Here is an 18,538-nt window from a genome sequence, read left to right on the forward strand (position 1 = left end):
TCGGGTTGTCGGACCTATGTGGACAGTCGGTGGGCCTGGTCCAGCAGGTCGGCCGCGACCAGGTCGAACGGCTCCATGCTCTGCTCGGCCCGGCTCATCACGACCGCGCCCTCCGTCGACGCGATCACCGTCGCCGCGAACCGGGCCGCCGGCTCCGCGGCCAGCCCGCCGGCGGCGAACAGCCCGGCCAGCCGGGACCGCCAGGCCCGGAAGATCTCCGCGGCGTGCGTGAGCAGTTCCCCGGGCTCCGCCGCGACCGTCACCGCCAGCACCGCGCACCCAGCGCTGAACCGCGACCGCTCCAGCACGGTCCGCCACAGGTGCAGGACGTGCTCGGTGACCTCGACGACCCCGCGCCCCTCCAGCTGGGCCAGCCCGTCGAGCATCCGCCCCGCCACCAGTTCCAGGGCCGACCCGACCAGCTGGTCCTTGCCCTCCGGGAAGTGGTGGTAGATCGACCCCCGGGGTGCCCCGGTCGCCTTCAGCACCTCCGAGAACGAGGTCGCCTGCAACCCCTGCTTCGCCAGCAGCAGTGCCGCGCCCTCCACCATCCGCCCACGGACGTCACCCGCCATCACGCACTCCCTTGACTATGACGGTCGGCATAATCTACGTTCTATGACGACCAGCATAGTCCAGGACGGAGCCTCGCCATGCCCATGATCGACGTCTACGCCCCCGCCGACCTCTTCCCTGCCGGCAGTGATCGCACCCTCGCCGCCCAGCTGACCGCCGCGCTGCTGCGGGCCGAGGGGGTCGCCGAGCCGGGCCCCGCCCACCTGGACAACACCGGGGCGTACCTCCACCGCATGCCCGCCCCGTCGGTGCACACCGCCGCCACCGACGAGGCCCGCACGGTCCGCGTCCAGGTGCTGACCCCGCCCGGCGCGCTGACCCGCGAGGGCCAGCGCGCCCTGGTCGCCGACGCGACCCGCATCGTCGCCGAGGTCAGCGCCGACCCGTCCCAGCCCGCCCGCACCTGGGTCCTGCTCACCGAGGCCGCCGAGGGCGGTTGGGGCATCGCCGGCACCGCCTTCGGCCGCGAGGAGTTCGCCGCCCTGCTGCGCTGACCCCTCCGCGGCCGGTGGCTGCGGGGCTACAGGGTGAAGTAGTCGCGGAGGTGGGCGATCCTGCCGTCGCGGACGCGGAAGATCTGGACCAGCGACATGGTGTCCGCGTCCGTGAACGCGGCGTCGATCTCGGCGATGAAGACGTCCGGATCGGTGGTGGTGTGCAGGACGTGGCGCGACCGTCCGAAGTCGACGGTGCCGGGGTCCTTGACGGGGAGGGCATACCAGGCGGCCATGCCGGCGCGGATCGCGTCGCGGCCCTCAAGCCGGTGGGGGAAGGCGCCGCCGGGCGGGACGAGCGGGGCCTCGTAGATGCCGTCGTCGGTGAACAGGTCGGCCAGGGCGTCCGCGTTGCGGGTCATCGCGCCGGCGTGGATGTAATGCTCGAAGAGTTGGCTCACTCTCAATGCTATCCCCGCGCGCGGGGGCCGGGCACGCCTCGACGCGTCCGGCCGCCGCGGGGCACGGGGGAGTGTCAGTGCGCGACCGGGCAGCCGCCGGTCAGCTTGCCGAGGAAGTTGTTGGGGTCGTAGTAGTGCTCGACCTCGAGCAGCTTCAGGTCGTCGTTCACCTTCGCGACGCTGATACCGAACATTTCGATGGTCTCGCCGTTGGGCTGGAAACCGTGGTATTCGCCGGTGAACGCACCCCAGTGGCGCCACTTGAACGTGACGACCGGCGGGGGGCTCAGGACCTCCAGGACCTCCCAGTAGAAGCCCGTCGGAAATGCCTGGTGGAAAATGTGGTGGGACGACTCGAACGATTCCTGGCCGGTTTTGTAGAACGCGCTGTCACCGATCAGGATGTTGTAGCTGCCGATGTCGGCGATGTCCTGCGCGGTTGCCCACGGGCCGCCGTTGACGTTGGTCCGGAAGTGCTCGGTGACCATCGAGACCCAGGTCGCGGGGTCCTTCTTGTGCGAGACCTCCATCTCGAAGACCTGCACGATCCGCTCGACGATGGCCTCGAGGGAGTCCGGGGCGAAATGGTGGGTCCGCTGCTCGGGCATCACTGTGTGCGACAGGTGGTAGTCGGGGGTGCCGTCCCGGAATTCCTGCGGGTCGGCGGCCTCGACGACGGCTGTGCGGCCTTGCAACCAGAGCGGGGTCTCAGTCAAGGACCTCGTCCTTTCAGTGATCGGGGAAGTGATCGCCTGCGATGCTGGTTGACGTGAATGGCTTTCGTCAACCCCGTTGAGTAAACCGTCTCAAGACTCAGGTAATATCGACAACAGTCAATATGTAGAATCTGTTACGGCAAGATGTCGGCGCAATGTTGTCGCGGGGAGGCCGGTCTCCGCGGCGAGGGCGGTCCACGGCAGCCCGGCATCCCGGCGGTCGGTGATGTAGGCCCGCAGCGACGGGAACCCCAGGGACTCGGCCACCGCCCGCCCGCGGGTGTCCGCGAGGTGCCGCTTCGTCGCGTGCGGGACGGCGTCGATGCCGTGCCGGCGCAGCGCGGCCAGGACCGTCGACCTGGTCACGCCCGCCTCGGCGGCGATCGAAGCGACGCTGCGGTGCTGCTCGACGTGGGCGGCCGTCAGGTACGCCGCGGTGTCCGCGAACCCGAGCCGCCGGGCGGCGGGTGAGAGCCGGTCGGCACCACCCCGCACCACGGGGACGGCCGGGGGCGCGTGCCGGGAGACCCAGTCCTTGTGCAGGCCGGCCTCGCGGCTGATCGCGGCCATGCTCATGCCGGCGCCGAGGCGGTCGGCGAGGTACTCCTCGAAGGTGGTGAACCCGAACCGGGTCGCGACCTCGCGGGTGAGCCGCTCGCGGTGCTGCCGCGCCCGCCGCCGGGTGCCCTCCGCGCGGGCCTGCGGATCGATGCCGGCGAGCGTGGCGAGAGTCTTCGCGCGGCGCTCGGCCGGGTGTGGGCGGCCCCGGGCGGCCTGCGCCGCGGCCAGGGCGAGGGCGCCGCTGCGGGACCGGGCGAGGGCCAGCTGCTGCGCGTGCCGGATCGCGGGTTCGACCCGGCGGGCGAGCAGGGCCGCGGCGCGGCGTTCCCGGGTCGCCGGGCCGCTGAGCGGGTTGCCCAGCTCCAGGCCGAACTCGGCGATGTAGTCGGCCTTGCTCCAGCCGTGCACCCGGAGGTGGCTGGCCACGGAGAGGAACCACCGCCCGCACAGGTGGCAGCGGACCCGTTCGCCGTCGGTGAGCATCTGGCCGATCGGCGCGTGGATGCGCATGGGCCGGGCTCCCTCCGCCGAGTAGTCACAGTGAGACTACCCAGCCGGGCACGTACGCTCAAGGGCGTGCTGTCGCTGGCCGAATGGATCGTCCTCACCGTGGTCGACGAGGGGCCGACGCACGGGTTCGCGATCGCCGCGCTGACCGCCGAGGACGGTGCGGTCGGGCGGGCCTGGCACGTGCCGCGGCCGATCGTGTACCGGTCGCTCGACCGCCTCGGCGCCCTCGACCTGGTCCGCGTGCAGAGCTCCGAGGCCGGCCACCGTGGGCCGCGGCGGTCGATCCTGACCAGCACCCCGGCCGGCGCGCAGGCGGTGGGGGAGTGGCTGGAGCGGCCCGTCGGGCACGTCCGGGACATGCGCTCGGAGCTGCTGGTCAAGCTCGCCCTCCGGCTGCGCCGGGACCTGCCGGCCGGCCCCCTCGTCGCCGCCCAGCGGGAGACGGTGACGAGGGTGCGGGCCGCGATCGAGCGGCAGCGCGACGCCGAGACCGGCTTCGGCCGCATCCTGCTGACCTGGCGCTACGAGAACGCCGCCGCCGCCGAACGCTTCCTCGCCGCGATCAGCAAAGACGGCGAGGACGGCGAGGACGGCGAAGACGGCGAAGACGCGGTCAGCACCGGCGAAAGCAACGATCAAGGCCTAGGCGAAGGCCAACACCAAGCCCAGGCCGAAGGCCGGGACCCCGTCAGTGAAGCGCCGTGAAGCGCCGCAGGCGCAAACTGTTCGCGACCACGAACGCCGAGCTCAACGCCATCGCCCCACCGGCGATCATCGGGTTGAGCAGCCCCGCCGCCGCCAGCGGCACCGCGGCCAGGTTGTAGGCGAACGCCCAGAACAGGTTGCCCTTGATCGTGCCGAGGGTGCGTCTGGACAGCCGGATCGCGTCGGGCACCGCGGTCAGCTCGCCGCGGACCAGCGTGAGGTCGCTCGCCTCGATGGCCGCGTCGGTGCCGGTGCCCATCGACAGGCCCAGATCCGCCTGGGCGAGCGCGGCGGCGTCGTTGACCCCGTCGCCGACCATCGCCACGACCCGGCCCTCGCCCTGGAGGCGCCGCACGACGTCGAGCTTCCCGGCCGGTAGCACCTCCGCGATCACGTCGCCGGCCTCGATGCCGACCTCAGCGGCGACCGCGAGGGCGACGGGCGAGGCGTCACCGGTGAGCAGCACGGGGCGCAGCCCGAGGTCACGCATCCGGCGTACCGCATCAGAAGACGACGGCTTGATCGTGTCGCCGACCAGGATGAACCCCTGGACGGCTCCGTCCCAACCGACTCCCACGACAGTCGCTGAAGAGGGAGGAAGGTCCAGCGGCGTCAGCCCCTGCGCGGCCAGGAACGACGGCCGGCCGACCCAGATCGTGCGGTCCTCGACGATGCCGCTGACGCCGTGCCCGGCGTGGCTGGTGAACGATGCCACGGCGGGCCGGTCCGGCACCGCGGCCGCGATCGCCCGGGCGATCGGGTGCTCGGAGGCGTGCTCGACGGCGGCGGCGAGGCGCAGCGTGTCCGCGTGGCCGCGCACGTCGAGGACGGACATCCGGCCGGTGGTCACGGTGCCGGTCTTGTCGAGCAGCACGGTGTCGACGCGCCGGGTCGACTCGAGGACCTCCGGGCCGCGGATCAGGATGCCGAGCTGGGCGCCGCGGCCGGTGCCGACGAGCAGCGCCGTCGGGGTCGCCAGCCCGAGCGCGCAGGGGCAGGCGATGATCAGCACCGCGACCGCGGCGGTGAACGCGGCCGCCGCCGTGCCACCGGTGCCGAGCCAGAATCCGAGCGTGGCAACGGCCAGGGTGATCACGATCGGCACGAAGACGGCGGCGATCCGGTCGGCGAGGCGCTGCACGTCGGCCTTGCCGCTCTGCGCCTCCTCGACCAGCCGCGCCATCTGGGCCAGCTGGGTGTCGGCGCCGGTGCGGCTGACCTGGACGACGAGCCGCCCGGCGGTGTTGAGGCAGCCGCCGACGACCGCGTCGCCGGGCCCGACGTCGACCGGCACGGGCTCGCCGGTGAGCATGCTGACGTCGACCGCGGACGTGCCGTCGAGCACGACCCCGTCGGCGGCGACCTTCTCGCCCGGCCGGACGACGACCCGGTCGCCGGGCGCCAGCTGCTCGACCGGGACGCGGTGTTCGGCGCCGTCCGCCGCCAGCACCGCGGCATCCTTGGCACCCAGGGACAGCAGCGCGCGCAGGGCGCCCCCGGCCCGGCGTTTGGCCCGCGCCTCGAAGTAGCGGCCGGCGAGGATGAACACCGTCACCCCGGCGGCCACCTCCAGGTAGATGGCGTCGGCGCCGGCTCCGCGGGAGACGGTGAACTCGAACGGGTGGCGCATCCCGGGCATGCCGGCGTCGCCGATGAACAGCGCGTAGAGCGACCAGAGGAACGCGGCGAGGGTGCCGACCGAGACCAGCGTGTCCATGCTGGCCTCGCCGTGGCGCAGGTTGCGCAGCGCCGCGACGTGGAACGGCCAGGCGCCCCACACCACGACCGGCGCGGCGAGGGTGAGCGACGCCCACTGCCACGACTCGAACTGCCACGCCGGCACCATCGCCAGGAGGATCACCGGCACGGCGAGCGCGGCGCTGACGAGCAGCCGCTGCCGGGCGGCGTCGAGCGGATCCGCGGCATCCGAAGTTTCGGATGCTGCGGCCGGGACCACCGAATACCCGGTCTGCTCCACCGTGGCGATCAGATCCGCGACGACCAGCGACGGCGGGAACACCACCCGCGCCTTCTCCGTGGCGTAGTTGACACTCGCCGAGACACCGTCGAGCCGGTTCAGCTTCTTCTCGATCCGGGCCGCGCACGCCGCGCAGGTCATCCCGCCGATCGTGAGCTCAGTTGTGGGCATGCCCGCCCCCGATCCCGGTCACGGTGAACTCCGCCGTGTGCACGACGTCGCGGTGCCGGAACTGGAAGTAGAGCCGGTGGGTGCCGGACGCCGCGCCCTCGACCGCGAACCCCACGTCGGGCCCGCGGGTCGCCGGCGCCGTCGGGTGGACGTGCAGGTAGGCGAGGTCCTGCTGGGCGATCGCCACCAGGTGCCCGGCCGCGCCGAGATACGGCTGCAGGTCGGTCACCGGCCGCCCGTCGAGCGAGACGCCGAAGGTCACCCCGTCGTGCAGGTCGAGCCGCACCGTGTAGCCGTCGACGACGGCCGTCGTGACCGGTGCCGGCAGTGGCGCCGGGTGCTGCGCGCCGGGAACGTCGAGATCCGTCGCGAGGACGGTGGCCGGCCCGCCGGTCGCGGTGAAGTCCGCGTAGGCCCGCCACGGCCCGCCGTCGGTGAGCGCGAGCGGCACCCGCCACGTCCCGTCCGCGGCCAGGTCGGGATGCACGTGCTGGAACCCGGAGAGGTCCCGCCGCACCACGATGAGATGCAGCGGCTTCTCGTGCACCGGGTCGAATGCCGTGACGACCCGACCGTCCGGTCCGATGACCTTGAAGCTCAGGCTGCCGGAGGTGTACGGATCGAGCCTGATCGCATAGGAGCCCGTGCCGGACGGATCCACGCCGTGACCGCTCCCGGAGTGGCCCTCGCCGGACGGTTCGCCGCCATGGCCGCCCTCCCCGGCGTGGCTGCCGCCGGCCGGGGGGCTCTCGGCGACGGCGTCGGGCCCGACCAGCCGCCCCACCCCGAAGGCCGCCCCGAACACCACGGCGAGGACGGCCGCGAACACCCCGAGCCGCACCCGGGCGTTCATGCTCGGCTGCCGACGACTTCGTAGCCGGCCTCGTCGACGGCGGCCCGGACGGCCGGCTCGTCGGCGGGACCGTCGCTGGTCACGGTCACCGCGCCGGACTCCAGGTCGACCTGGACCGCGGTCACCCCGGCCACCTTGCCGACCTCGGCGGTCACCGCCTGCACGCAGTGCCCGCAGGTCATCCCCTTGACGGCGTAGGTCGTGCTGGCCATGTCGGCTCCTTCAACAACGCTGGATACGGATACCCCCCATGGGTACTCCGGCGAACCTAGCATACCCCCGGGGGGTGTGCGCTAGGATGGCTGGCATGACCACCGCCACGCCCCGCGGATACACCGCGACGAAGGATCAGCTCCAGAGCCGGCTGCGCCGCATCGAGGGCCAGGTCCGCGGCGTGGAGAAGATGGTCGACGAGGACCGCTACTGCATCGACGTGCTGACCCAGATCAGCGCGATCCAGGCGGCCCTCGACAAGGTCGCCCTCGGCCTGCTCGACGGCCACACCCGGCACTGCATGCAGCACGGCGCCGAGGACGGCAAGGGCGAGGAGATGGCGACCGAGATGATGGCCGCCGTCGGCCGCCTGTTGCGCCGCGGCTGACCACGCTCCTTTCTGTTTCATCGCCCGTTTCATCTGGTAGTCGTCCTGCCAGTCCCACGGCCCTCACCGGTATAGGTCAACCACCTGAGGTGGTCTTGACAATCGGTGGGGGCCGATGCTGTGCTGTCCTCCGCTTCGTTACATTCATGTTTCATTTGTTACATCCGGATCTCCGGGAGAGACAGCGATGACACGACAGGTGTTACGGCTGGTGGCGATCGGTGCCGCCGTTGCCGTGGGACTCACAGGGTTCACCGAGGCGCAGGCGGCCGAGTCCGTGTCCGCGCGGGTGTGGGTGACGACCGTCGACGGCGCCGAGCTCATGCACGAGCGGGCCCCGGTCGCGTTCGGCCGGCCGGTCAGCGGGAACCCGAACCCCACGGTCACGGTGGACCCGAGCCGCGAGTACCAGACCATGGACGGCTTCGGGGCGTCGATCACCGACTCCTCCGCCGCCGTGCTCTACCGGCTGAGTCCCGCCGAGCGGGAGAAGGCCATGCGCGCCCTGTTCGACCCGGCCACGGGTGACGGCGTGAGCTTCCTGCGCCAGCCGATCGGCTCGTCCGACTTCACCGCCGCGAGCAGCCACTACTCACTCGACGACGTGCCGCCGGGGCAGAAGGACTGGACGCTGTCGAAGTTCAGCATCGCCCGTGACCAGCAGCAGATCCTGCCGCTGCTGCGCCGGGCGAAGCAGCTCAACCCGCAGCTGAAGATCATGGCGACGCCGTGGAGCCCGCCGGCGTGGATGAAGACCAACGACTCGCTGGTCGCCGGCTCGCTCATCGACGACCCGAAGATCTACGCCGCCTACGCCGCCTACCTGACCCGCTTCGTCCTCGCCTACGCCGCCGCGGGTGTGCCGGTCGACTACGTCACGGTGCAGAACGAGCCGCAGAACGGCGGTGCCAACGGCTACCCGACCACCGCCATGCGGGTCGCCCAGGAGGCGAAGGTCATCGAGATCCTCGGCCCGCTGCTGCGGATCTTCAGCCCCCGCACGAAGATCATCGGGTACGACCACAACTGGCAGACCCACCCCAACGACGTGGTCAACGTCCCGCCGGGGCAGGACCCGGAGACCGACTACCCGTACCAGCTCCTGCGGAGCCCGGCCGGCAAGTGGCTCGCCGGGACCGCGTACCACTGCTACTACGGCGACCCGTCCGCGCAGACCGCCCTGCACGACGCGTTCCCGGCCAAGGGCATCTGGTTCACCGAGTGCTCCGGCTCGCACGGCGCCGCCGACCCGCCGGCGCAGTTCTTCCGCGACACCCTGAAGTGGCACGCCCGCACCATCGCGATCGGCACGACCCGCAACTGGGCGAAGTCGGCGGTCAACTGGAACATCGCCCTCGACTCGACCGGCGGTCCGCACCTCGGCGGCTGCGACACCTGCACCGGGCTGATCACGGTGCAGCCGGACGGCACCTTCACCACCAACGCCGAGTACTACACGATCGGGCACCTGTCGCGGTTCGTGAAGCCCGGCGCGGTCCGGATCGCCAGCACCTCGTTCGGCACCACGGGCTGGAACGGCCAGATCATGGACGTCGCGTTCCGCAACCCCGACGGCTCGACGGCGCTGGTCGTGCACAACGAGAACGACGACCCCCGGACGTTCACCGTCGCCGCCGGCGGCCGCACGTTCGACTACACGCTGCCCGGCGGCTCCCTCGCCACGTTCACCTGGCCCCGCAACCGGGTGCTCGACGACGGGCTGCGGCTGCTGCCGCTGCGGGGTGCCACCGCCACGTCGCTGCCCGCGTCCGCCGACGCGAAGCTCGCCGTGGACGAGGACGCCTCGACCCGCTGGTCCGCCGGCCAGGCCCAGGAGCCCGGCCAGTACCTGCAGGTCGACCTCGGCGGTTCGCAGCGCTTCCGCCGCGTCGCGATCGACAGCGGCGGCAGCATCGGCGACTACGCGCGCTCCTGGGAGCTCGCCGTCAGCGACGACGGCACCTCCTGGCGCGTGGTCGCGTCGGGGCAGGGCACCGGCCAGCTCACCAACGTCGACGTCAAGGCCCGCGCCCGCTACCTGCGGGTGACGAACACGGGCACGAGCGGCAGCTGGTGGAGCCTCGCCGACCTGCGCCTCTACGCATAACCCCGGGGACAGGCGGGGCCCGCCCGCCCCGCCTGTCTTTCCCAACCCCCAGAAGGGACCCCGCATGACACACCCCGGCTCCAGGAAACGCCTCCTGGCGACGTGCGCCGCCGGCGCGCTGCTCGCCGCCGGCACCGCGTACGTGGTCACCCAGGCGTCGCCCGCCCTCGCCGCCACCAACGCCAGCGTCTGGCTGACCACACCGGACCGCGCGAACCAGCTGACCAGGAAGGCCGACGTCGCGTTCGGCACCGCCGGCAGCGGCTCGACGATCACCGTCAACCCGAACACGACCTACCAGTCGATGGTCGGCTTCGGCGCGTCGTTCACCGACTCGTCCGCGAACCTGATCTACAACTCCTCGGCCCGCAACACCGTCATGAACGCGCTGTTCAACCCGTCCAGCGGGATCGGCCTGAGCTTCCTGCGCCAGCCGCTGGGCGCGTCGGACTTCTCGCTGAACTTCTACACCTACGACGACGGCGCCGCCGACCCGAACCTGACCCGGTTCTCGGTCGCGCACGACCAGGCGTACATCCTGCCGCTGCTGACCCAGGCCCGGTCGCTGAACCCGTCGCTGTCCACGATGGTCGTGCCGTGGAGCGCCCCGGCCTGGATGAAGACCAACAACAACCTGGTCGGCGGCTCGCTGAGCACCAGCTACGAGGCCACGTTCGCCAACTACCTGGTCAAGTCCGTCCAGGCGTACCAGGCGGCCGGCGTGCCGGTGCAGTACCTCAGCGTCCAGAACGAGCCGCAGTTCTCCCCGCCCGGCTACCCCGGCATGCTGATGTCGCCGTCGCAGCAGGCGGCGATCATCAACAACCTCGCGCCGAAGCTGTCCGCGGCCGGGCTCGGCACGAAGATCCTCGCCTGGGACCACAACTGGGACAACACATCATTCCCGCAGCAGGTCCTCGCCGCCACCGGCAACAACACGGCCGGCACCGCGTGGCACTGCTACGGCGGCGACCCGAGCGGGCAGAGCACGGTGCGCAACGCGTACCCGAACAAGGACATCTTCTTCACCGAGTGCTCCGGCGTCGAGTCGGGCAACACCTTCGCCGACTCGCTGCTGTGGCAGGGCCGCAACCTCGCCATCGGCGCCACCCGCAACTGGGCGAAGACCGTCACGACCTGGAACCTGGCGCTCAACCCGTCGCACGGCCCCGTCATCGGCAGCTGCACCAACTGCATGGGCGTGGTCACCGTCAACGGCGGCAGCATCACGTACAACGCCGAGTACTACGTCCTCGGGCACCTCGCGAAGTTCGTCAAGCCCGGCGCGGTCCGCATCGAGTCGACCGGCTACGGGCAGGGCGGCATCGAGAACGTGGCCTTCCGCAACCCCGACGGCTCGATCGTCCTCGTCGCGGTGAACTCCGGCGGCGCCCAGAACTTCCAGGTGTCCTTCGGCGGCTCGTCGTTCGGCTACAACCTGCCGGGCGGCTCCATGGCGACCTTCACCTGGCCCGGCGGCCCGGTCACCCCGACGTCGCAGCCGCCCGTCACGTCGCAGCCGCCGGCGACCTCGATCGACCCCAGCAAGTGGTACCAGGTGATCAACACCAACAGCGGCAAGTGCCTCGACGACGCCGGCTGGGGCACCGCCAACGGCACCGCGTTGCAGCAGTGGACGTGCGGCGCCGCGGCCGCGACCAACCAGCAGTGGCAGTTCCGGCCCACCAGCAACGGCTACTACCAGGTCGTCAACCGGTTCGCGCCGAACCTCGTCTGGGACGTCAACGGCGGCGCCGGCGCGACCGGTGACGGCGCCCAGGTCCACCTGTGGGGCTACGGCGGCGGCACCAACCAGCAGTGGCTGCCGGCCTCGCTGAGCGGTGGCGCGTTCCGGTTCACCGCCCGCAACAGCGCCAAGTGCCTGGACGTCCGGGACGTCTCCACGGCCGACGGCGGGCTGTTGCAGCAGTGGGCCTGCACCGGCGGCGTGGCACAGTCGTTCCGCCTGGTCGCCGTGGGCTGATCGCTTTGCTGCGGGTCGTCGTCGCTGTGTTATGCGGCGATGACCCGCAGCAGGGCCAGCTTCTCCGCACTGTCGGTGCCTGGGACCGCGGTGAACACCAGCAGTGCCTGCGACTGGTCCGGGTCGAGCAGCGTCTGGCAGTACAGCTCCAGGACGCCGAGCTCCGGATGCGCTATCCGTTTCAGCTCCGTGTGGCGCGCCCCGACGTCGTGCGCCGCCCAGGCCGTGGCGAACTCGGGGCTGGCCGTCAGCAGCGATCCGACGAGGGTCGCGGCCCTGCCGTTTCGGCCTTCGCGGGTGTACGCCTCCCGCAGCAGCGCCGTGAACACCCGCGCGTGCGTGGGGTGGTCCTCCTCCGGATACACCTTCCTGGACGTAGGATCGGTGAACCAGCGGTGCACGACGCTGCGGGCCGGGCCCTCGAACGCCGTCTCGTCGCCGAACAGCGCGACCGCGAGGCGGGTCTGCACGAGGGTCTCGCCGAGCGAGTTCATCACCTGTGCCGGGGTGTCGTCGAGCCGGTCCAGGATCCGCATCATGCCCGGGTTGACGTGGTCGGCGCGGGCGAAGCGGTGCGGCGCCAGGTGACCGCCGAGCCGGAACAGGTGGTCCCGCTCCTCCACGGTCAGCCGCAGGCCGCGGGCCAGGGCGGCGAGCATCTGCTCCGACGGGTTCGGGCCGCGCTGCTGCTCGATGCGGCCGTAGTAGTCAGCCGACATGCCGCACAGCGCGGCGATCTCCTCCCGCCGCAGGCCGCCGGTGCGGCGGCGCGGGCCGCGGGGCAGCCCGACGTCCTCCGGCTGCAGAGCCTCCCGCCGGGTGCGCAGGAAGGCCGCCAACTGTGCCCGGTCCATGCCGCTCAGCCTAGGAGCTTCTCGCTGACGGCCCACACCTGTTCGGCGTCCCGCGGGTCCCGGGCGCTGCGGTACAGCCGCTGCTCCACCGGCGCGCCCGCGAGGTGCGCGAGACCGCCCGGACCGTAGAGGCCGCCGCCCCGCGCGTGCGGGCTGGTCGCCGCGTACAGGGCCGGCCGGGCGCCCCGGTCGGCGGTCTGCACCAGGATCCCGGCCCGCGACAGGCGCTTGAACCAGCGGTCCAGCGGCGTCGCCGCCTGCAGGTTGGTCGAGGCGAGGCCGGGGTGGGCGGCGTTGCTCGTGATGCCCCAGCCCTCGCCGGTGCTGCGCCGGTCGAGCTCCAGCGCGAACAGCAGCTGCGCGAGCTTCGACTGGTTGTAGGCGCGCATCGGCCGGTAGCCGCGCTCGCTCTGCAGGTCGCCCCAGGCGATCCGGCCGTCGCGCGCGCCGAAGCTGACCACCGACGTGACCCTCGCCCGGCCTTCCCGCAGTCTCGGCAGCAGGTGGTGCACGAGCGCGAAGTGGCTCAGATGGTTCGTGGCGAACTGCAGCTCCAGCCCGTCGCGGGAGGTCTGCCTCGCCGGCGGCGCCATGACACCCGCGTTGTTCACCAGCAGGTGGACGGGCCGGTCGACGCGCTCGGCGAACGCTCGCACATCGTCCAGCGACGCGAGGTCGGCCCGTCGCAGCGTCTTGGCGGGCACGTGCGCGAGGGTCCGTTCGGCCTTGGCGAGGTCCCGCACCGGCAGGAGGAGCTCGGCACCGGCGGCGGCGAGCCGCCCGGCGATTGCCCGGCCGAGGCCGTCGCTGGCGCCGGTGACGATCGCGAGCCTGCCGGTCAGGTCCGGGACGGTGAGATCGAGGGTCATGCCGTCCAGCGTCGCGCCGGCGGCCGGGTGGATGAAGGCTCAGCTCATCCGGGGACTACTTGTCCCCGGGTGTGACCAGGCCGGTCTCATACGCCACCACCACCGCCTGCGCCCGGTCCCGCAACGCGAGCTTGGCGAAGATGCGGGCCACGTGGGTCTTCACGGTGGCCTCGCTGAGGAACAGGTCGGCGGCGAGCTCGGCGTTGGACCGGCCGCGGCCCATCAGGGCGAGCACCTCCCGCTCGCGGGGCGTCAGCGGGGCGAGGGCCTCGCCGGTCGGCTGGGGCGCCTTCGCCGGCTCGTCCTGCGCCGCGAAACGCTCCACCAGGCGGCGGGTGATGGACGGGGCGAGCAGCGCGTCGCCGGTGCCGACGAGGCGGACCGCGCCGGCGAGGTGGTCGGCGGTCACGTCCTTGAGCAGGAACCCGCTCGCCCCGAGGCGGAGCGCGGCGTACACGTACCGGTCCAGGTCGAACGTGGTCAGCATCAGCACCCTGCAGTCGGGCAGCAGCTCCAGGATCCGCCGGGTCGCCTCCAGGCCGTCCATGACCGGCATCCGGATGTCCATCAGGACCACGTCGGGGCGCAGCCGCTGGGCGGCCTCGACCGCCTGCGCACCGTCCGCGGCCTCCCCGATCACGTCGATGCCGCGGGCGGTCAGGATGAGCCGGAACCCGGTCCGGATCAGCTCCTGGTCGTCCACGATGAGGACCGTGGGCCGTACTTCGTTCATGGCGGGCCCCCAGGGCTCATGGCGGGTCCAGGGGGATGCGGGCGCGGACGCGGTAGCCGCCGCCGAGCCTTCGCCTGGCGTCGAGGTCGCCGCCGTAGACCGCGACCCTGGCCCGCAGGCCGGCGAGCCCGCGCCCGGCGGTCCCCTTCGGCCGGCTGGGCGGGTCGGCCTTCAGCGTGCTCGGCCCGGAGTTGAGGACCTCGACGCGCAGGGATCGCTCGGCGTAGCGGACCGTCACCTCGGCCTTGCCGCCGTCGCCGTGCTTCAGGGCGTTGGTCAGGGCCTCCTGCACGATCCGGTACGCGGTCAGGTCCACCCCGGCGGGCAACGGCCGCGGCTCGCCGGAGATCCGGACCTCGACCGGCAGCCCGGCGAACGCGACCCGGTCCACCAGCGCCGACAGCCGGTGCAGGCTGGGCTGCGGCTCCAGGGCGTCGCCGCCGTCCTCCGGATCGTCCCCGCCGGCGGTGCCCGGGGCGAGCAGGCCCAGCAGGTGCCGCAGCTCCGTCAGCGCGCCCCGGCCCGCGTCCTCCACGGCACGCAGCGCGGTCGACGCCTCGCCGGGCATCGTGGTCAGCACCTCCCGGGCCGCGGACGCCTGCACGACCATCACGCTGACCGTGTGGCTGACGATGTCGTGCAGCTCCCGGGCGATCCTGGCCCGCTCCGCGTCGACCGCGGCCCGCGCGGCCAGCTCCCGCTCCCGCTCCAGCAGCCAGCCGCGCTCGCCGAGCGCCTGCGTGTGCCGGCGCCGGCCGCGCCGCAGCGCCAGCGCCAGCCCGGCGGCCACGACGCACGCGGCCGCGAGCGCGACGCCGAGCACTGCGGAGGTCCACATCTGCCAACCTTCGCAGACGGCTTCCCGCGTCGCGTACTCCCACGGGATGACGTTTGCCCGCCGTGAGTGGATCTGGGGAACGACGCGCCGACGCCGTGACCGGCCCTACGTTCTTGGGTATGAGCGCGGAGTTTCTTGGTATGAGCGTGGAGCTTCTTGGTATGAGCGTGGAGCTTCTTGGTATGAGCGTGGAGTCCCTGGGATGAGCGTGGACGAGGGACGTGTGGTGGTGCGGCTCGACGGGGTGCGCAAGGAATACGGCGACACCATGGCGCTGGACGGCGTGTCGCTGCAGATCCGGGCGGGCGAGGCCGTCGCCGTCATGGGCCCGTCGGGCTGCGGCAAGTCGACGCTGCTCAACATGATCGCCGGCCTGGACCGGCCGAGCGCCGGCGACGTCGTCGTGCACGACGAGGACCTCAGCCGGCTCACCGAGACCGGGCTGGCCCTCTTCCGCCGCAAGCGGATCGGCATGATCTTCCAGTTCTTCAACCTCCTGGACGACCTGCCCGCCCTGGAAAACGTGGCGCTCGCCGCCCAGCTCACCGGCGTCTCCGCGGGCCAGGCCCGGCGGCGTGCCCTGGAGCTGCTCGACGAGCTCGGCATCGCCGACCGGCGCAACGCCTACCCGGCGGTGCTCAGCGGCGGCGAGCGGCAGCGGGTCGCGGTCGCCCGCGCGCTGATGAACCGCCCGGCGCTGCTGCTCGCCGACGAGCCGACCGGCGCGCTGGACAGTCACGCCGGCGAGCAGGTGATGGACCTGCTGCTCGACCTCAACCAGATCGGCCAGACACTGCTGCTGGTCACCCACGACGAGCGCCTCGCGGAGCGCTGCGCCAACCGGGTCGTCTCCGTCGCCGACGGCCGCATCGTCGGCGAGCGCAGCCTGGAGCGCACGCTGTGAGCGGCCCGGAGTTTGGTTCACACCGTTCCCGTCACTGCGTTCCGGTGTCGGCATGCTGCAGCGGGGGTGTCGGCATGAGCGGTTCGGAGCGTGGCGGAGGGGCCGCGATCCAGGGGCTCAGTGCAGGCGCGGGCCGGCGCCGGAGCGTAGCGGGGGTGTCGGCATGAGCGGTTCGGAGCGTAGCGGAGGGGCCGCGATCCAGGGGCTCAGCGCAGGCGCGGGCCGGCGCCGGGGCGTAGCGGAGGTGTCGGCATGAGCGCGGTGTGGCGGGCCGCCCGGGCCGCGGTGCGGCGGCGCAAGCTGCAGACCGTCGTCATCGGCATTGTCGTGCTGTTCTCGGCGGCCACGCTCGTGGTCGCGCTGCGGCTGCTGGTCGCGTCGACGGCGCCGTTCGAGCAGGTCTTCAACGACCAGGCCGGCGCCCACGTGGTCGCCGTCTACGAGCCGGGCGCCGCCGGGCCCACCACCGCGCCGCCCGGCGCCGTGGCGGTCGCCGGGCCGTTCGAGCAGGTGGTGCTGCCCGCGCCGACGGACACGGGCATGATCTACCTGCCCGACTCGCTGACCGTCGTCGGGCGCGCCGACCCCGCCGGGCCGGTCGACCGGGTCGAGGTGTGGGACGGCCGCTGGGCGACCGCACCGGGCGAGGTCGTGATCGCGGACCTGCCGCCCGCGGCCGGCTACCACCCGCCGTCGCAGGTCGGCACCGTCATGCACCTGCGTGACGGCACCGCGCTCACGGTGGTCGGTTTCGGATACAGCGTCAGCCGCACCGCCGACGCATGGGTCGCCCCCGCGCAGATGGCGCAGCTGCACCCGACCGCGGTCGAGGTGCTGTACCGCCTGCGCGGCGAACCCGCCGCACCCACCGTCGACGCGTTCACCGCCGCACTGCCCTCCAGCGGGCTGCTCGCCACCAGCTCCTACCTGGTGATCAAGGAGGCGGTGGCGGCCGGCCCGGGCGCCTACGTGCCGTTCCTCATCGTCTTCGGGATCCTCGGACTGCTCGTCGCCGTCCTGGTCGTCGCCAACGTCGTCAGCGGGGCCGTCGTCTCCGGCTACCGGCACATCGGCGTCCTCAAGGCCCTCGGCTTCACCCCGGTCCAGGTCGTCGCGGTCTACCTGACGATGGTCTCCGTCCCGGCGGTCGTCGGTGCGGTGCTCGGCAGCGTCGCCGGCGAATACGCGGCCCGCCCACTGCTGTCCAACGCCTTCCAGGGCCTCGGCTTCCACGGTGACGTCGGCAACGGCCTCGGGGTGCAGGTCACGGCGGCCGCCGGCATCCTGGTCGTGGTGCTGCTCGCCGCGCTGCTGCCGGCGCTGCGGGCCCGCCGGCTCCCGGCCGCCGAGGCGATCAGCGCCGGTAGCGCCCCCCGCAGCGGCCGGGGCCTGCGGGCGCAGCGGTGGCTGAGCGGGGCCCGGCTGCCCCGGTCGGTGAGCCTCGGGCTCGGGCTGCCCTTCGCCCGGCCGGCCCGCACCGCCCTGACCGTGGCCGCGGTCGTGCTCGGCGTGACGACGGTGACGTTCTCCGGCGGTCTCGCCACCACCGTCGCGCGGTACTCCAGCATCGCCGACCGCAACGAGACCGCGCCGATCGCGGTCCGGGCGCTGAACCCGGAGTTCCAGCAGGGCACGACAACCCGCTCCGACGAGGACATCGAGCGGCTGCTGCGGTCCCTGCCCGGCACCCGGCACGTCACCGCCGTGCTCGACAAGGAGGTCGCCGTCGTCGGGCAGGCCCGAGCCATCCGGGTGGTCTTCCTGCGCGGCGACCGCGACGAGGTCGGGTTCAAGGAAGCGCTCGTCGAGGGCCGCTGGCTGCGCGGCGCCGGCGAGGTCGTCGTGCCGTCGGCGCTGCTGCACGAGCGGGGCATCCACATCGGCGACCGGCTCACGCTCGAACTCGACGGCCACCGCACCGAGGTGACCGTCGTCGGCGAGACGATGAGCGCCTCGATCGGCGACCCCGGCCTGCTCACCGCCTGGGAGACCCTGCAACGGCTGGACCCGCAGGAGCCGATCGCCAACCACGACGTGATGTTCCAGATCGCCGTCACCCCCGGCACCGGCATCCCCGCGTATCTCGCGTCGGTCCGCGCGGCCGACCCCGGCCTCAACGCCTGGGACAACGCGGGCGTCAACACGTTCACCGTCTCGATGATCAGCCTGTCGACCACACTGTCGCTGATGCTCGGCGTGGTGGCCGCGCTGAGCGTCCTCAACACCGTGCTGCTCAACGTCCGCGAGCGCCGCCGCGACCTCGGCATGCTCAAGTCGATCGGTATGACGCCGCGACAGGTGGTCGTGATGACGGTGACGTCGATGGCCGGCCTGGGCCTGCTCGGCGGGCTGGTCGGCGTCCCCGTGGGTGTGCTGGCCCACCGGTTCGTCGTGCCGCTGGCCACCAGCGCGGCGAAGGTCGACGTCCCTCGCGCGCTGCTCGACGTGTGGCAGCCGGGGATGCTGTTGCTCCTGGCCGTCACCGGCGCCGTGATCGCGGTCCTCGGCGCACTGGTCCCGGCTCGCGCGGCCGCTCGGCTCACCATCGCGGAGGTGCTGCGTACCGAGTGACCGCAGGTGGTGGCGTCATGTCCTGCAAATATCCGCCCACACGCCGGCGGACTTGATGGCTCCGCCGGCCGCTGACGCGTCCGTGCGACAGGGTGGCGTGGTCCCGGTCCGT

Annotated in this window: 18 protein-coding genes; 7 read left to right on the forward strand and 11 right to left on the reverse strand. The window is 72.5% G+C overall.

Annotated features, from left to right (window positions below):
• Positions 1-14: 14 nt before the first annotated feature.
• A complete protein-coding gene (locus Dsi01nite_RS49815) occupies positions 15-575 on the reverse strand; it encodes a TetR/AcrR family transcriptional regulator (protein WP_203853522.1) in 561 nt (186 codons plus the stop codon).
• Positions 576-653: 78 nt separating this feature from the next.
• Here Dsi01nite_RS49815 and Dsi01nite_RS49820 point away from each other — a divergent pair, with 78 nt between their 5' ends.
• Positions 654-1,070 carry a tautomerase family protein gene (locus Dsi01nite_RS49820; protein WP_203853523.1) on the forward strand — a complete coding sequence of 139 codons (417 nt, stop codon included), beginning with the start codon at positions 654-656 and terminating at the stop codon, positions 1,068-1,070.
• Between the two features lie 26 nt (positions 1,071-1,096).
• Here Dsi01nite_RS49820 and Dsi01nite_RS49825 read toward each other — a convergent pair whose 3' ends face one another.
• From Dsi01nite_RS49825 to Dsi01nite_RS49835, 3 genes are all read right to left on the reverse strand, one after another.
• Positions 1,097-1,471 carry a nuclear transport factor 2 family protein gene (locus Dsi01nite_RS49825; RefSeq protein ID WP_203853524.1) on the reverse strand — a complete coding sequence of 125 codons (375 nt, stop codon included), beginning with the start codon at positions 1,469-1,471 and terminating at the stop codon, positions 1,097-1,099.
• A 74-nt stretch (positions 1,472-1,545) separates the two neighbouring features.
• The gene (locus tag Dsi01nite_RS49830; RefSeq protein WP_203853525.1) at positions 1,546-2,187 is read right to left on the reverse strand and encodes a nuclear transport factor 2 family protein; all 642 of its coding nucleotides are present in this window, start codon (positions 2,185-2,187) and stop codon (positions 1,546-1,548) included.
• A gap of 117 nt (positions 2,188-2,304) precedes the next feature.
• Complete coding sequence (locus Dsi01nite_RS49835; protein WP_203853526.1) at positions 2,305-3,258, reverse strand: hypothetical protein; 954 nt, start codon at positions 3,256-3,258, stop codon at positions 2,305-2,307.
• Between the two features lie 66 nt (positions 3,259-3,324).
• On the opposite strand from Dsi01nite_RS49835, the gene Dsi01nite_RS49840 reads away from it, so the two are divergent.
• Positions 3,325-3,963 carry a PadR family transcriptional regulator gene (locus Dsi01nite_RS49840; protein WP_203853527.1) on the forward strand — a complete coding sequence of 213 codons (639 nt, stop codon included), beginning with the start codon at positions 3,325-3,327 and terminating at the stop codon, positions 3,961-3,963.
• On the opposite strand, the gene Dsi01nite_RS49845 is transcribed toward Dsi01nite_RS49840, so the two are convergent.
• Genes Dsi01nite_RS49845 through Dsi01nite_RS49855 form a run of 3 tightly spaced genes read right to left on the reverse strand, consistent with a single transcriptional unit; the run spans position 3,947 to position 7,177 of the window.
• Positions 3,947-6,112, reverse strand: coding sequence for a heavy metal translocating P-type ATPase (locus Dsi01nite_RS49845; protein ID WP_203853528.1), 2,166 nt, complete (start codon positions 6,110-6,112; stop codon positions 3,947-3,949). The genes Dsi01nite_RS49840 and Dsi01nite_RS49845 overlap by 17 nt on opposite strands.
• A complete protein-coding gene (locus Dsi01nite_RS49850; protein ID WP_203853529.1) occupies positions 6,099-6,965 on the reverse strand; it encodes a DUF8832 domain-containing protein in 867 nt (288 codons plus the stop codon). Before Dsi01nite_RS49850 ends, Dsi01nite_RS49845 begins: the two co-directional genes overlap by 14 nt.
• Positions 6,962-7,177 (reverse strand): heavy-metal-associated domain-containing protein, encoded by a 216-nt coding sequence (locus Dsi01nite_RS49855; RefSeq protein WP_203853530.1) that lies wholly within the window; start codon positions 7,175-7,177, stop codon positions 6,962-6,964. The genes Dsi01nite_RS49850 and Dsi01nite_RS49855 overlap by 4 nt, the downstream gene beginning before the upstream one ends.
• Before the next feature lie 95 nt (positions 7,178-7,272).
• Between Dsi01nite_RS49855 and Dsi01nite_RS49860 the strand changes: the two genes are divergently transcribed.
• From Dsi01nite_RS49860 to Dsi01nite_RS49870, 3 genes are all read left to right on the forward strand, one after another.
• Positions 7,273-7,566, forward strand: coding sequence for a metal-sensitive transcriptional regulator (locus tag Dsi01nite_RS49860; RefSeq protein ID WP_203853531.1), 294 nt, complete (start codon positions 7,273-7,275; stop codon positions 7,564-7,566).
• Positions 7,567-7,753: 187 nt separating this feature from the next.
• Complete coding sequence (locus Dsi01nite_RS49865; RefSeq protein ID WP_203853532.1) at positions 7,754-9,673, forward strand: discoidin domain-containing protein; 1,920 nt, start codon at positions 7,754-7,756, stop codon at positions 9,671-9,673.
• 64 nt (positions 9,674-9,737) lie between these two features.
• Positions 9,738-11,657 carry an RICIN domain-containing protein gene (locus Dsi01nite_RS49870; protein ID WP_203853533.1) on the forward strand — a complete coding sequence of 640 codons (1,920 nt, stop codon included), beginning with the start codon at positions 9,738-9,740 and terminating at the stop codon, positions 11,655-11,657.
• A gap of 29 nt (positions 11,658-11,686) precedes the next feature.
• On the opposite strand, the gene Dsi01nite_RS49875 is transcribed toward Dsi01nite_RS49870, so the two are convergent.
• Genes Dsi01nite_RS49875 through Dsi01nite_RS49890 form a run of 4 tightly spaced genes read right to left on the reverse strand, consistent with a single transcriptional unit; the run spans position 11,687 to position 14,951 of the window.
• Positions 11,687-12,511: a helix-turn-helix transcriptional regulator gene (locus tag Dsi01nite_RS49875; RefSeq protein ID WP_203853534.1), complete on the reverse strand. Its 825-nt coding sequence runs from the start codon at positions 12,509-12,511 to the stop codon at positions 11,687-11,689.
• A gap of 5 nt (positions 12,512-12,516) precedes the next feature.
• Entirely contained in the window at positions 12,517-13,380 is an 864-nt protein-coding gene (locus tag Dsi01nite_RS49880) for an SDR family oxidoreductase (RefSeq protein WP_203853535.1), read from the reverse strand.
• Positions 13,381-13,435: 55 nt separating this feature from the next.
• Positions 13,436-14,113 carry a response regulator gene (locus Dsi01nite_RS49885; RefSeq protein WP_203853536.1) on the reverse strand — a complete coding sequence of 226 codons (678 nt, stop codon included), beginning with the start codon at positions 14,111-14,113 and terminating at the stop codon, positions 13,436-13,438.
• Between the two features lie 16 nt (positions 14,114-14,129).
• A complete protein-coding gene (locus Dsi01nite_RS49890; RefSeq protein ID WP_203853537.1) occupies positions 14,130-14,951 on the reverse strand; it encodes a sensor histidine kinase in 822 nt (273 codons plus the stop codon).
• A 202-nt stretch (positions 14,952-15,153) separates the two neighbouring features.
• Between Dsi01nite_RS49890 and Dsi01nite_RS49895 the strand changes: the two genes are divergently transcribed.
• Both Dsi01nite_RS49895 and Dsi01nite_RS49900 read left to right on the forward strand, forming a co-directional pair.
• Entirely contained in the window at positions 15,154-15,855 is a 702-nt protein-coding gene (locus Dsi01nite_RS49895; protein ID WP_203853538.1) for an ABC transporter ATP-binding protein, read from the forward strand.
• A gap of 252 nt (positions 15,856-16,107) precedes the next feature.
• On the forward strand, positions 16,108-18,426 hold the full coding sequence (locus Dsi01nite_RS49900; RefSeq protein WP_203853539.1) for an ABC transporter permease: 2,319 nt from the start codon (positions 16,108-16,110) through the stop codon (positions 18,424-18,426).
• The last annotated feature ends 112 nt before the right edge of the window (positions 18,427-18,538 follow it).

This window comes from Dactylosporangium siamense, assembly GCF_016862795.1.
Taxonomy (GTDB): domain Bacteria; phylum Actinomycetota; class Actinomycetes; order Mycobacteriales; family Micromonosporaceae; genus Dactylosporangium; species Dactylosporangium siamense.

Bases quoted from the DNA above. Each gene is read 5' to 3' on its own strand.
- Dsi01nite_RS49860 (WP_203853531.1), top strand. From the start codon at position 7,273: ATGACCACCGCCACGCCCCGCGGATACACCGCGACGAAGGATCAGCTC.
- Dsi01nite_RS49880 (WP_203853535.1), bottom strand. From the start codon at position 13,380: ATGACCCTCGATCTCACCGTCCCGGACCTGACCGGCAGGCTCGCGATC.
- Dsi01nite_RS49815 (WP_203853522.1), bottom strand. From the start codon at position 575: ATGGCGGGTGACGTCCGTGGGCGGATGGTGGAGGGCGCGGCACTGCTG.
- Dsi01nite_RS49870 (WP_203853533.1), top strand. From the start codon at position 9,738: ATGACACACCCCGGCTCCAGGAAACGCCTCCTGGCGACGTGCGCCGCC.
- Dsi01nite_RS49845 (WP_203853528.1), bottom strand. From the start codon at position 6,112: ATGCCCACAACTGAGCTCACGATCGGCGGGATGACCTGCGCGGCGTGC.
- Dsi01nite_RS49885 (WP_203853536.1), bottom strand. From the start codon at position 14,113: ATGAACGAAGTACGGCCCACGGTCCTCATCGTGGACGACCAGGAGCTG.
- Dsi01nite_RS49895 (WP_203853538.1), top strand. From the start codon at position 15,154: ATGAGCGTGGACGAGGGACGTGTGGTGGTGCGGCTCGACGGGGTGCGC.
- Dsi01nite_RS49820 (WP_203853523.1), top strand. From the start codon at position 654: ATGCCCATGATCGACGTCTACGCCCCCGCCGACCTCTTCCCTGCCGGC.
- Dsi01nite_RS49865 (WP_203853532.1), top strand. From the start codon at position 7,754: ATGACACGACAGGTGTTACGGCTGGTGGCGATCGGTGCCGCCGTTGCC.
- Dsi01nite_RS49835 (WP_203853526.1), bottom strand. From the start codon at position 3,258: ATGCGCATCCACGCGCCGATCGGCCAGATGCTCACCGACGGCGAACGG.
- Dsi01nite_RS49900 (WP_203853539.1), top strand. From the start codon at position 16,108: ATGAGCGCGGTGTGGCGGGCCGCCCGGGCCGCGGTGCGGCGGCGCAAG.
- Dsi01nite_RS49855 (WP_203853530.1), bottom strand. From the start codon at position 7,177: ATGGCCAGCACGACCTACGCCGTCAAGGGGATGACCTGCGGGCACTGC.
- Dsi01nite_RS49875 (WP_203853534.1), bottom strand. From the start codon at position 12,511: ATGGACCGGGCACAGTTGGCGGCCTTCCTGCGCACCCGGCGGGAGGCT.
- Dsi01nite_RS49850 (WP_203853529.1), bottom strand. From the start codon at position 6,965: ATGAACGCCCGGGTGCGGCTCGGGGTGTTCGCGGCCGTCCTCGCCGTG.
- Dsi01nite_RS49890 (WP_203853537.1), bottom strand. From the start codon at position 14,951: ATGTGGACCTCCGCAGTGCTCGGCGTCGCGCTCGCGGCCGCGTGCGTC.